This window comes from Azospirillum sp. UENF 111221, assembly GCF_058780625.1.
Genome location: NZ_JBSNCH010000001.1, coordinates 415,066 through 427,575 on the forward strand (window position 1 = coordinate 415,066; position 12,510 = coordinate 427,575).

Consider the following 12,510-nt stretch of genomic DNA (forward strand, 5'->3'; position numbering starts at 1 on the left):
TGTTTTCTTTGATTTCAGGGCGCATGCGGACTACTACTAACCGGCTCTGCATTCGATGGTTTTTTGACCCATGGCTTCCGCCCGGACCCCGCTCGACGATTTGCGCCGCGAAATCGACCAGATCGACGACGCGATCCATGACCTGCTGATGCGACGCGCCGCCGTGGTGGAACGCATCGGGGCGGCCAAGGGCAATGGCGCGGCCGAAACCGGCGCCCAGCCCATCTTCCTCCGCCCGGCGCGGGAGGCGACGATCCTGCGCCGCCTGATGGCCCGCCATGCCGGCACCTTCCCCGCCCAGGTCGTCGTCCGCATCTGGCGGGAGATGATCACCGCCTTCACCCGCATGCAGGGCCCCTTCGCCGTCGCCGTCTATGCGCCGGAGGACCGCCGCGGCTTCTGGGACGTCGCCCGCGACCATTTCGGCGGCTTCGTGCCGATGACCGCCGTCAACACTCCCGCCGCAGCGCTCCGCGCCGTGTCGGAGGGGACGGCGACGGTCGCCGTGGTGCCCTATCCGGCCGAGGACGATTCGGATCCCTGGTGGCGCTTCCTGGTGTCGGCCGACGCCGGCCGGCCGCAGGTGGTGGCGCGTCTGCCCTTCGGCGGGCGCGGCAATGCCCGCGGCGAGAACCGCGACGCGCTCGCCATCGCCGCCGTCCCGCACGAGCCGACCGGCGACGACCGCACCCTGCTGAGCATCGAGATCGGCGGCGACCTCAGCCGCGGCCGCCTGAAGGATTCGCTGGAGGCCTGCGGCCTGCCGCCGGTCGGCTTCTGCACCTGGCATCCGGCCGGCCACGCCACCGGGATGAGCGGCGGCGGCCCGTCGGTCCATCTGGTCGAGATCGCCGACTTCGTCGGCCAGGGCGACCCCCGCCTCGCCAAGCTGCTGGAACGCTCGGGCGACATCCCGGTGCGGGTCAACGTCGTCGGCGGCTATGCCGTGCCGCTCGCTCTGGGCTGATGTGCGCGAATGAGGCGAGCCGCCGGGGCTGCTCCTGCCTTATCCTGCCGGCCCTCCGTGGAACGTTGGAACAGGGCCGCCGGAACTGTTCCATCCTGTTCCACCCCATCCTTGAACCGCCCATCCACCAGCGTCGGAAGGTAAGCAGACCATGACCCAGCCGAACGGCCCGCAGCCGCGTCCGGGGATTCTCGACATCGCTGCCTATGTCGGCGGCGAGCATCAGGGTCATATCCGCCTCGCCTCCAACGAAGGGGCGCTGGGGCCGAGCCCGAAGGCGATGGAGGCCTATGCGGCGGCGGCCGGGACTCTGCACCGCTATCCGGACGGCGGCTCGGCGGCGCTGCGCGGCGCCATCGCCAAGCGCTTCAACCTGGATGCCGACCGCATCGTCTGCGGCGCCGGGTCGGACGAGATCATCAGCCTGCTGATCCGCTCCTATGCCGGGCCGGGCGACGAGGTGCTGTATTCGCAATACGGCTTCCTGATGTACCCGATCGGCGCCAAGTCGGTCGGCGCCACCCCGGTGACCGCACCCGAGGACGGGCTGACCGCCAGCGTCGACAATTTGCTGGCCCGCGTCACCCCGCGCACCCGTCTGGTCTTCCTCGCCAACCCGAACAACCCGACCGGCACCTATCTGCCGGCGTCGGAGGTGGCGCGGCTGCATGCCGGCCTGCCGCCGGACGTCATCCTGGTCATCGACGCGGCCTATGCCGAGTACATGAACAAGGACGACTACACCGCCGGCGAGGAGCTGGTGGAGCGGTTCCCCAACGTGGTGATGACCCGCACCTTCTCGAAGATCTTCGCGCTGGGCTCGCTGCGCATCGGCTGGTGCTATGGGCCGGCCGGGATCGTTGACGTGCTGAACCGGGTGCGCGGCCCCTTCAACGTGTCGAACGCCGCCCATGTCGCCGGCGTCGCCGCGGTTGAGGATGCCGAGTTCCTCGACCGCTCCCGCCGCCACAACGAGCAGTGGCGCGAGTGGTTCTCCGCCACCGTGCGGGAGCTGGGGCTGACGGTGCACCCCAGCGTGACCAACTTCGTGCTGGTCGATTTCAAGGGCCAGCCCGCCGGCAAGGACGACGCCGAGGCCGCCCGCCAGTTCCTGAAGGCCCGCGGCATCCTGGTCCGCCAGATGCCGTCCTACGGCCTGCCGAGCTGCCTGCGCGTCACCATCGGCACCGAGCAGGAGATGCACGCGGTTGCCGACGCGCTGCGGGACTTCCTGAAGGCGTAAAGGTTTTCCGAACAAAGAAAAGCCCGCCGGAACAGCTGTTCCGGCGGGCTTTTTTGTGCTGGTCTTATCCCCGGTTCAGCAGGAAATCGACCATCTCCGGCCGCCCCGGCAGGTCGAGCCTGGCCTGCACCGGTTCGCAGCGGCTGACGATCCGGCCGCGGCGCAGCACGAACAGGCGGGCGGCGCGGGTGCGGATCGCCTCCACCGGGTTGCCGGCCTGGAGCACCACCAGATCGGCGTTGCAGCCCGGCTCCAGCCCGTAGCCGTCCAGATGCAGCAGCCTGGCCGGGTTGACCGTCACCGCGTCGAAGGCGGCCTTGATGCCGTCCTGGCCGGTCATCTGCCCGACATGCAGCCCCATCTGCGCCACCTCCAGCATGTCGCCGGAGCCCAGCGGATACCAGGGGTCCATCACGCAGTCATGCCCGAAGGCGACGGTCAGCCCTGCCGCCATCAGCTCCGGCACGCGGGTCATGCCCCGGCGCTTGGGGTAGGTGTCGTGGCGGCCCTGGAGAACGATGTTGATCAGCGGGTTGGCGATCACCCCCAGCCGCGCCTCCGCCATCAGCGGGATCAGCTTGGAAACATAGTAGTTGTCCATCGAATGCATCGAGGTCAGGTGCGACCCCGTCACCCGGCCGTGCAGCCCCAGCCGCTGCGTCTCGTAGGCCAGCGTCTCGACATGGCGGGACAGCGGGTCGTCGCTCTCGTCGCAATGCATGTCGACCAGCAGCCCGCGCTCCGCCGCGATCTCGCAGAGCAGCCGGACCGAGGCGGCGCCGTCGGCCATGGTGCGCTCGAAATGCGGGATGCCGCCGACCACGTCGACGCCCATGTCGAGCGCCCGGACCAGCAGCTCCTTCGCACCCGGCGCTCGGAGAACACCGTCCTGCGGGAAGGCGACCAGCTGAAGGTCGAGGTAGGGCGCGACGCGCTTCTTGACGTCGAGCAGGGCTTCGGTCGCCAGCAGGCGCGGATCGCAGATGTCGACATGGCTGCGGATCGCCAGCAGCCCGCGCCCGACCGCCCAGTCGCAGTAGGCGAGCGCTCGCTCGACGATGGCGTCCTGGGTCAGCTGCGGCTTCAGCTCGCCCCACAGCGCGATGCCTTCCAGCAGGGTGCCGCTTTGGTTCACCCGCGGCAGGCCGTAGCTGAGCGTGCTGTCCATATGGAAGTGGGCATCGACGAAGGGCGGGCTGACCAGCCGGCCGGTGGCGTCGATCTCACCAGCTGCCTCGCCCGCCAAGTTCGCTTCGACTGCGGCGATGCGACCGTCCTTGATGCCGATGTCGATGCCGCTGCGGCCATCCGGCAGGGTGGCGCGGCGCAGGATCAGGTCGAACATCAGCGTTCTCCTTTGCGGTACGGGATCATCAGGGCGCGCGGGTAGGAGGCCCGGCGGGCCACCAGCACCAGCGCCAGGATGCTCAGCAAATAGGGCATCATCAGGAACAGCTGGTAGGGCAGGACGCCGCCGCTCGCCTGCTGCAGCCGCAATTGCAGCGCGTCGAACACCGCGAACAGCAGGGCGCCGAGCAGAGCCTTGCCCGGCCGCCAGGAGGCGAAGACCACCAGCGCGATGCAGATCCAGCCGCGCCCGTTGACCATGTTGAAGAAGAAGGCGTTGAAGGCCGACAGGGTCAGGAAGGCGCCGGCCAGCGCCATCAGCGCGCTGCCCGCCACCACCGCGCCGATGCGGATGGCGGTGACGTTCAGCCCCTGCGCCTCGGCGGCTGCCGGATTCTCGCCGACCATCCGCACCGCCAGCCCGACCGGCGTGCGGTAGAGGACATAGGCGACCACCGCGACCAGCAGGAAGGCGAGGTAGGTCAGCGGCGTCTGGGCGAGCGCGCCCGGCAGGGCCAGCGGCTGGAACGGCTCGACGGTCGGCGGGGTGCTGGCCTGCGGCAGGACGAGGCGGTAGACGAAGTAGGACAGGCTGGTGCCGAGCAGGGTGACGCCGATGCCGGTCACATGCTGCGACAGGCCGAGCGGCACGGTCAGCGCCGCATGCAGCAGGCCGAGCAGCGCGCCGCAGGCAGCTGCGGCCAGCACGCCGGTCCACAGGTCTGCGCCCTGATAGACCGCCATCCAGCCGGCCATGGCGCCCAGCGTCATGATGCCTTCGATGCCGAGATTGAGCACGCCGGCCCGCTCGCACACCAGCTCGCCCAGCGTGCCCAGCACATAGGGGGTGGCGATGCGCAGCACCGCGGTCCAGAAGGCGGCCGACAGCAGGATGTCGAGGATGGTCGACAGGAAATCCATAACCCCTTACCCCCGCCGCAGCCGGTAGCGCGCCAGCAGCCCGGCGACCAGCATGCAGAGCAGGCTGGTTGCGACCAGGACGTCGGCGATGTAGTTGGGAACCGGCATGGCCCGGCTCATGGCGTCGGCGCCGACGAAGATGCCGGCGATGAACAGCGCGGCCCCGACCACCCCGATGGGGTGCAACTGGGCCAGCATGGCGACGACGATGCCGCTGTAGCCGAAGCCCGGCGACAGGTCGAGCGTCAAGTAGCCTTTCAGCCCGCAGACCTCCGCCGCGCCGGCCAGCCCGGCCAACCCGCCCGACAGCAGGGCGGTGCGCAGCATGACCCGCGTCACCGGCATGCCGGCGAAGGCGGCCGCGCGCGGGTTGGCGCCGACCGCGCGGTTCTCGTAGCCCCAGATGGTGCGGGTGTCGATCAGCCACAGCAGCACCGACAGGCCGAGCGCGATGGCGAGCCCGGCATGCAGGCGGGTGCGCGCCACCAGCTTGGGCAGTTCCGCCGCTTCGGTGACAGGGGCCGACTGCGGCCAGCCCATCCCCATCGGGTCCTTCAAGGCCCCTTCCAGCAGCAGCGACACCAGCAGTAGCACGACGAAGTTCAGCAGCAGGGTGGTCACCACCTCATCGACGCCGAAGCGGACCTTCAGCACCGCCGGACCGAGCAGGGTGACGCCGCCCGCCGCCATGCCGGCGATCATCACCACCGGGATCAGTGCCCAGGCCGGCAGGTCGAGCATGCCGCCGCCGACCACCACGGCGGCCAGCGCGCCCATGTAGAGCTGGCCCTCCGCCCCGATGTTCCACAGCTTGGCGCGGAAGGCGACGGCGGCGGCCAGCCCGGTCAGGATCAGCGGGGTGGCGCGGGTCAGCGTCTCGGTCAGGGCGAAGCGGGAGCCGACGGCGCCCTCGAACAGCAGGCCGTAGGCACGCAGTACCGGCGCGCCGGTCCAGGCGACCAGCAAGGCGCAGAGCGCCAGCGCCGCCACGACGGCGCCCACCGGCGCCAGCAGCCGCAGGGCGAGCGGGGTATCGGTGCGCGGTTCAAGCCGCATCAACAGTCTCCGGCAAGATGTCGCGCAAAACGTCCCAATGCCCGGCCATCAGCAGGCCGAGCTGGCTGACCGACACCCGGTCATGCGGCAGCAGCGGGGTGAGCCGCCCGTGATAGGCGACAGTGACGCAGTCGGCCAGCGCCAGGATCTCGTCCAGATCCTCGGAGATCAGCAGGACCCCGGCTCCGGCGGTGCGGGCGTCGAGCAGCCGGCTGTGGACGTAGGACACCGCACCGATGTCGAGGCCGCGCGTCGGCTGGCTCGCCAGGATCAGGTCCGGCCCATGGGCCAGCGTGCGGCCCAGGATCAGCTTCTGCATGTTGCCGCCCGACAGCAGCTGCGTCCGTGCATCGGGACCGGGGCAGCGGACGTCGAACTCCTCGATCACCTCGCGGGCGTAGGCCCGCGCCGCCCCGCGCCGCAGCAGGCCGAAGCGTGAGAAGGCGGAGTCGTGGTAGCGTTCGGCGATCAAATTCTCCCACACCGCCATGGCGCCGACCAGACCGGCGCTGTGCCGGTCCTCCGGGATGCGGGCAACGCCGCGCCGGACCATGTCGGCGGGGTCGCCATGTTCCACCACGCTGCCCTTCAGGGACAGCCGGCCGGAGTCGGGGCGGGTCAGGCCGCTGACCAGTTCGGCCAGCGCCGTCTGGCCGTTGCCGGACACTCCGGCGATGCCGACCACCTGACGACGGTGCACCGTCAGATCGACCCGATCCAGCAGCGGACGACCATGGCCGGAAGCCACCGTGACGCCCGCCAACTCCAGCACCGGCTCGCCGGGGCTGAGCGGGGCGGGGGCCGGCGGCTTGACGCTGCGGCCGACCATCAGCTCGGCCAGCTTCGCACGGTCGGTGGAGGCGGTGGCGTGGGTGGCGACCAGCTTGCCGGCGCGCAGAACGGCGACGGTGTCGCTGGCGGCGAAAACCTCGTTCATCTTGTGGCTGATGAAGACGACGGCGAGCCCGTCGGCGGTCAGCTTGCGCAGGGTCTCGAACAGCCCGGCCGATTCCTGCGGCGTCAGCACCGCGGTCGGCTCGTCCAGGATCAGGATGCGGGCGTCGCGGTAGAGCGCCTTCAGGATCTCCGCCCGCTGGCGCTCGCCGACCGACAGCTCGCCGACCGGCGCGTCCGGCCGCACCTCCAGCCCGAAGCGCTGCGACAGGTCGAGCAGCCGGCGGCGGGCAGCACCCCGGTCGGAGCGCCAGCGCCACAGCGATTCGGTGCCGACGGCGATGTTGTCCAGCACCGACAGATTGTCCGCCAGCGTGAAATGCTGGTGGACCATGCCGATGCCGGCCTCCAGCGCCGCGCGGGGGGAGCCCGGCGGCAGCGGGCGGCCGAACGCCTCGATGGTGCCCTCGTCGGCGACGTAATGGCCGAAGAGGATGTTCATCAGGGTGGTCTTGCCGGCGCCGTTCTCGCCCAAGAGCGCCAGCACCTCGCCGGCGCGGAGCGTCAGCGAGATGTCGTCGTTGGCGAGCAGCGGGCCGAACCGCTTGGAGATGCCGGCGAGCCGGAGGACGACCTCCGGCCCACCTTTCATAGGGGATGACATCGGGATGCGCCGGGCGTCACATCGTCGACTTCGGCTCGGCATCGTTGACTTTCACGGTGAACTTGCCGTCGCGGATCTGCTGCTCGCGCTCCTTCACCTTCGCCTTGATGGCGTCGGGAACCTTCGACTCGAAGGTGCCGAGCGGCGCCAGGCTGGAGCCCTTGTGCGCCATCATGCTGTAGGGGCCGTAATCCTCGGCCTTGTAGCTGCCGGCCTTCACTGCGGCGATGGCGCGTTCGACCGACGGCTCCATGTGCCAGAGCGCGCTGGCGACGACGGTGTCGGGATATTGCGGCTGGGTGTCGATGACGTTGCCGATGGCGAGCACCTTGCGCTCCTTGGCCGCGTCGGACACGCCGAAGCGCTCGGCGTACATCACGTCGGCGCCGCGGTCGATCATGGCGAAGGCGGCTTCCTTGGCCTTGGGCGGGTCGAACCAGGAGCCGATGAAGCTGACCGAGAACTTGACCTGCGGGTTGACCTCCTTGGCGCCTTCCATGAAGGCGTTCATCAGGCGGTTCACCTCGGGGATCGGATAGCCGCCGACCATGCCGATGACGTTCGACTTGGTCATGCCGCCGGCGACCATGCCGGACAGGTAGGCCGGCTCCTGGATGTAGTTGTCGAAGACCGAGAAGTTCGGCTCCTGCGGCTTGAAGCTGGAGCCCATGACGAAGGCGGTCTTCGGATAGTCCTTGGCGACGGCGCGGGCGGCGCGCTCCACCCCGAACACCTCGCCGAAGACCAGCTGCTGGCCGGCTTCGGCATACTGGCGCATCACGCGCTCATAATCGGTGTTGGCGACCGACTCGGCCCAGACATACTCGATGTCGCCGCGGTCGGCGGCGGCCTTCAGCGCGACATGGATGCGGCTGACCCACTGCTGCTCGATCGGCACGGTATAGATGCCGGCGACCTTCACCTTGCTTTGCGCAAATGCCGGCAGGGAGCCGCCGGCCGCCGCTGCGAAGGCAACCGCGGCCACACCGCACAGCACCGCACGGCGCGTCATACCCCCGGCCGCCTTGCCAAAGACGTTCATCGCCCGATCCCCCATCCCCCGAACCGACATCATGAGTCCCCTTCGTCGCTGAGTATCGTTGGTCGCGTATCGTTGGCCGCCGTCACCGGCGGCAGTATGGCCGAGCCGCCAAGCTCATGAATACTCGGGAATGTGCCCGTAAATCCATGGACCCGTGCGGCCGCAATTTCGAATGCAACGGAAATGCCATCTGCTGGGAGCGCCGCCCATCTCGCCGGCAGATGCCTCCGGATGGTCAGAATGCTGGCATGTGATTGAATAAAGGGCAAATCTTCCTGACGATCCGGTCAGGATCGCGGCGCGTCGTCCTGCCGTGTCCCGTCGCGCTTGCGGGCGTCGCCGCGGCAGCGGTCGGAGCAATATTTCACCTCGTCCCACACCCGCTCCCATTTTTTCCGCCAGGTGAAAGGACGGTTGCAGACCGGGCAGGTCTTGGTCGGCAAATCGGCCTTCTTCACGCCCTTCATGCCGGGCCGCCGCCCAGGATCGCGGCGGGACGGCGCAGGACGGGGTCGAAGGGGTTCAACTGGCGGCTGATCGCAGCGGATTCGCGTTTCAGGATGTCGACCACCACCGGCAGCCGTTCCTCGTTCAGACGCTCGCTGATCGTGCCGACGCTGAGCGCCGCCACCGCGTAGCCGTCGCGGTCCAGCACCGGAACCGCCACGCCCGACATGCCGGGGAGCAGGCCGGTGGACCGGCTGGCATAGCCGAGATCGCGCACCCGCGCGATTTCCGTGCGCAGATAGACCTCGTCGATGATGCCGACGCCCTGCATGCGCGGCAGGTTGAAGCGGATGACCTCCTCCCGCTCCTCCGCATGCAGGAACGCCATGATGGCGAGGCTGCCCTGACCGACGCCCAGCGTCACCCGGCCGCCGATGTCGCCGGTGAAGGAGCGGATGGGGAAGGGCCCCTCGCTGCGGTCCAGGCACACCGCATCGAAGCCGCTGCGCACCAGCAGGAAGATGGTGTCGCGCAGGGTCGCCGACAGGCGCAGCAGGATCGGCCGGCAGATGTCGCGCAGGTTGTTCGGGTTGCCGGCCTGCGCCGCCAGCCCGAACAGGTCGATGCCCAGCCGGTAGCGCTTGGTCGCCTTGTCCGCCTCCGCCATCCCCTCTTCCACCAGGATCTTCAGCAGGCGGTGGACGGTCGGCGGGGTGAGGTCGAGCGCGCGGGAGATGTCGGTCAGCCGCGCCCCCGCCTCGTTGGAGGAGGCCAGCAGGCGCAGGATCGCCAGCCCGCGTTGCAGGCTGGACTTACTGCCCGCCTCGTCGCTGCCGGCAGTTTCGGCGCCGGCGCTCTCGACACCCGCACTCCCTTTTGCCCTGCGGCGGAGGTCGGCGGTCATGTTTGGCTCCGTTCTGAAAATCGGTGATGTTGGCCGCCCCATCTATTCCGGATATCGGAAGCTTTTGCAAAATCTTTTCTGTTGGTGGAAAAAGCGGATTGACGCGACAGGGGGTGCGGCGGAACCATTCGGGCAACAGGTGAGGCCCGGAGACCGAGGCCAATTGTCGCAAGAGGGAGAATTCCCCCCGTGTCGTTCCTCGAATTGAAAAACATCACCAAGCGTTACGGCCCGCTGACCGCGGTCGGCGACGTGTCGCTGTCGGTGGAGAAGGGCGAATTCGTCTCGCTGCTCGGGCCTTCGGGCTGCGGCAAGACCACGACCCTTCAGATGATCGCCGGTTTCGTCGAACCGTCGGCCGGCACCATCCGGCTGGACGGGCGCGACATCACGCGGGCCAAGGCGAACAGCCGCGGGCTGGGCATCGTGTTCCAGAGCTACGCGCTGTTCCCGCACATGACCGTGTTCGACAATGTCAGCTTCGGCCTGGAGATGCAGCGCGTGCCCAAGGGCGAGCGCAAGCCGCGGGTGGAAGAGGCGCTGTCGCTGGTCCACCTCTCCCCCTACGCCAAGCGTTACCCGCGCGAGCTGTCGGGCGGCCAGCGGCAGCGCGTGGCGCTGGCCCGCGCGCTCGTCATCCGCCCGCCGGTCCTGCTGCTGGACGAGCCGCTGTCGAACCTGGACGCCAAGCTGCGCGAGGCGATGCAATTCGAACTGCGCGAGATTCAGCGCAAGGTCGGCACCACCACGGTCATGGTCACCCACGATCAGGCGGAAGCCTTCTCGATCAGCGACCGCGTCGTGGTGATGGAGGCCGGGCGCATCACCCAGATCGACCAGCCCTACCGCATCTACGAGCACCCGGAGACGGAGTTCATCTCCCGTTTCGTCGGCAAGACCAACCTGCTGCCGGGCAAGGTCGTCACCGCGACCGGCGCCGGCGCCACGGTGTCGCTGGCCGGCATCGCCGTGCCGGTGGAAACCCCCGGCCTGTCGGTGGGCGAGACGGTGACGCTGTGCATCCGTCCGGAAAAGCTGCATCTGGCAGCACCGGCGGGCGGGCTGCTGACCGGCCGCGTCGCCGACCGCTACTTCCTGGGCAGCCAGTGGCTCTATCACATCGACGGGCCGCTCGGCACGCTGATGGTGGTGACGCCGAACGATGGCTCCACCCCGGCGGAGCAGGGTGCCCCGGTCGGGCTGGACTGGTCGCCGTCGGTCGTCCGCGTCCATCGCGGCGCCATGGCGGAGGCGCCGGATGTTGCCCTTGAGGTGACGGGATGAGCGCAACCCTTCCCGATGCCGCCCCGGCCTCGCCGGGTGAGGAGACGCCGGAACGTCGGTTCCCGACCGCCCCGCTGTTCCTGTCGGGCCCGGCGGCGCTGCTGTTCGCAGCACTGGTGCTGACCCCGCTGTTCCTGACGGCGCTGCTGTCCTTCAACCAGTTCGACTATGCGACCGGGCGCACCGGCGGCTTTACGCTGGAGCATTATCTGGCGGTGGTGACCGACGAGTATTACCTGGAAATCTTCCTGCGCACCTTCCGGATCTCGGCGCTGGCGACCGCCATCTGCGTGGTGATCGGCGTGCCGGAAGCCTACATCCTCAGCCGGATGAGCAACCCCTGGCGCTCCATCTTCCTGCTGGTGATCCTGGCGCCGCTGCTGGTGTCGGTCGTCGTCCGCGCCTTCGGCTGGAGCATGCTGCTGGGGCCGGAGGGGCCGGTCAACGGGGCGCTGATCGCGCTCGGCATCGGCCGGATGAAGCTGCTCTACAGCGAGGGCACGGTGGTGGTGGCCCTGGTCCACGTCATGCTGCCCTTCATGGTCATCCCGGTCTGGACCTCCTTGCAGAAACTGGACCCGGCGGTGGAGCAGGCGGCGCTGTCCTTCGGCGCCTCGCGCGCCACGGCCATCGTCCGCGTGGTGGCGCCGCAGGTCCTGCCTGGCATCCTGTCTGGAAGCCTGATCGTCTTCGGCCTCAGCGCCAGCGCCTTCGCCATCCCAGGGTTGCTCGGCGGGCGGCGGCTGAAGATGGTCGCGACCGTGGTCTACGACCAGTATCTGAGCGACCTCAACTGGCCGATGGGGGCGGCGGTCGCCGTCATCCTGCTCGCCGCCAACCTGATCATCATGCTGACCTACCACCGCATGGTGGAAGGCCACTACCGCCGCCGGCTGGGGTGACGCCATGACCCGCAACGGACCCGCCGCCCTGTTCTTTCACACTCTCGTCGTCATTTTCATGCTGGCGCCGCTGGTGATCGTCTGCCTCGTCGCCTTCACGCCGGAAAACACCCTGTCGCTGCCGACCAGGGGCTTTTCGCTGCGCTGGTTCGAGGCGGTGTTCCACCATCCGGACTTCGTCCAGTCCTTCTGGAACAGCCTGTGGCTCGCCGTGCTGTCGGCGACGCTGGCGGTGGCGCTGGCGGTGCCGGCCTCGCTCGCCATCACGCGCTGGGAGTTTCCTGGCCGCGGCTTCCTCAATGCGCTGTTCCTGTCGCCGCTGATCATCCCGCATCTGGTGCTGGGCGTCGCCATGCTGCGGCTGTTCGCCGTCGTCGGCGCCGCGGGCAGCTTCGGCTGGCTGGTGGCGGCGCATATGGTGATCGTCACCCCCTATGTGATGCGCCTGCTGATCGCCGCCATCTCCGGCTTCGACCGTAGCGTGGAACAGGCCGCCTTCTCGCTCGGCGCCAGCGAGGCCACCGTGTTCCGCCGCGTCACTCTGCCGATGATCCTGCCCGGCGTCACCGGCGGCTGGCTGATCGCCTTCATCAACAGCTTCGACGAGCTGACCATGTCCATCTTCATCACCTCGCCGTCCACGGTGACGCTGCCGGTGCGGATGTACATGTACGCCACCGAATCCATCGACCCGATGATGGCGGCGGTTTCGGCGCTGATCATCGGCATCACCGCGGTCGCCGTGCTTCTGCTCGACCGTGTCTATGGGTTGGACCGCATCTTGGTCGGCCAGCACTGAGCGTCCGCTCCGGCCGTCCTCTCCTCGGAGACCAGTCATC

General features: G+C 68.9%; 12 protein-coding genes. 5 read left to right on the top strand and 7 right to left on the bottom strand.

Annotation, left to right across the window (positions count from 1 at the left end; all coding sequences use genetic code 11):
• The first annotated feature begins 70 nt into the window (after window positions 1-70).
• Both pheA and hisC read left to right on the top strand, forming a co-directional pair.
• The gene (pheA, locus tag ACWPN3_RS01845; protein ID WP_492242163.1) at window positions 71-967 is read left to right on the top strand and encodes a chorismate mutase; all 897 of its coding nucleotides are present in this window, start codon (window positions 71-73) and stop codon (window positions 965-967) included.
• Window positions 968-1,118: 151 nt separating this feature from the next.
• Window positions 1,119-2,210 (top strand): histidinol-phosphate transaminase, encoded by a 1,092-nt coding sequence (gene hisC, locus ACWPN3_RS01850; protein ID WP_492242162.1) that lies wholly within the window; start codon window positions 1,119-1,121, stop codon window positions 2,208-2,210.
• 64 nt (window positions 2,211-2,274) lie between these two features.
• On the opposite strand, the gene ACWPN3_RS01855 is transcribed toward hisC, so the two are convergent.
• The 7 genes from ACWPN3_RS01855 to ACWPN3_RS01885 form a co-directional block, all read right to left on the bottom strand.
• Window positions 2,275-3,555 carry an amidohydrolase family protein gene (locus ACWPN3_RS01855; RefSeq protein ID WP_492242161.1) on the bottom strand — a complete coding sequence of 427 codons (1,281 nt, stop codon included), beginning with the start codon at window positions 3,553-3,555 and terminating at the stop codon, window positions 2,275-2,277.
• Window positions 3,555-4,478, bottom strand: coding sequence for an ABC transporter permease (locus ACWPN3_RS01860; RefSeq protein ID WP_109449759.1), 924 nt, complete (start codon window positions 4,476-4,478; stop codon window positions 3,555-3,557). The genes ACWPN3_RS01855 and ACWPN3_RS01860 overlap by 1 nt, the downstream gene beginning before the upstream one ends.
• A gap of 6 nt (window positions 4,479-4,484) precedes the next feature.
• Entirely contained in the window at window positions 4,485-5,534 is a 1,050-nt protein-coding gene (locus ACWPN3_RS01865; protein WP_492242160.1) for an ABC transporter permease, read from the bottom strand.
• Window positions 5,524-7,080, bottom strand: a complete 1,557-nt coding sequence (locus tag ACWPN3_RS01870; protein WP_492261020.1) for an ABC transporter ATP-binding protein — start codon at window positions 7,078-7,080, stop codon at window positions 5,524-5,526. The genes ACWPN3_RS01865 and ACWPN3_RS01870 overlap by 11 nt, the downstream gene beginning before the upstream one ends.
• 28 nt (window positions 7,081-7,108) lie before the next feature.
• Window positions 7,109-8,134: a BMP family protein gene (locus ACWPN3_RS01875; protein ID WP_492242158.1), complete on the bottom strand. Its 1,026-nt coding sequence runs from the start codon at window positions 8,132-8,134 to the stop codon at window positions 7,109-7,111.
• 287 nt (window positions 8,135-8,421) lie between these two features.
• Entirely contained in the window at window positions 8,422-8,601 is a 180-nt protein-coding gene (locus ACWPN3_RS01880) for a DUF2256 domain-containing protein (RefSeq protein ID WP_492242157.1), read from the bottom strand.
• Window positions 8,598-9,485, bottom strand: coding sequence for an IclR family transcriptional regulator (locus ACWPN3_RS01885; RefSeq protein ID WP_199237673.1), 888 nt, complete (start codon window positions 9,483-9,485; stop codon window positions 8,598-8,600). The genes ACWPN3_RS01880 and ACWPN3_RS01885 overlap by 4 nt, the downstream gene beginning before the upstream one ends.
• Before the next feature lie 189 nt (window positions 9,486-9,674).
• On the opposite strand from ACWPN3_RS01885, the gene ACWPN3_RS01890 reads away from it, so the two are divergent.
• From ACWPN3_RS01890 to ACWPN3_RS01900, 3 genes are read left to right on the top strand one after another with little or no spacing between them, the layout of a single operon-like run.
• Complete coding sequence (locus ACWPN3_RS01890; RefSeq protein WP_492242156.1) at window positions 9,675-10,769, top strand: ABC transporter ATP-binding protein; 1,095 nt, start codon at window positions 9,675-9,677, stop codon at window positions 10,767-10,769.
• On the top strand, window positions 10,766-11,671 hold the full coding sequence (locus ACWPN3_RS01895) for an ABC transporter permease (RefSeq protein WP_109449769.1): 906 nt from the start codon (window positions 10,766-10,768) through the stop codon (window positions 11,669-11,671). Before ACWPN3_RS01890 ends, ACWPN3_RS01895 begins: the two co-directional genes overlap by 4 nt.
• A 4-nt stretch (window positions 11,672-11,675) precedes the next feature.
• On the top strand, window positions 11,676-12,470 hold the full coding sequence (locus ACWPN3_RS01900) for an ABC transporter permease (protein ID WP_109449772.1): 795 nt from the start codon (window positions 11,676-11,678) through the stop codon (window positions 12,468-12,470).
• The last annotated feature ends 40 nt before the right edge of the window (window positions 12,471-12,510 follow it).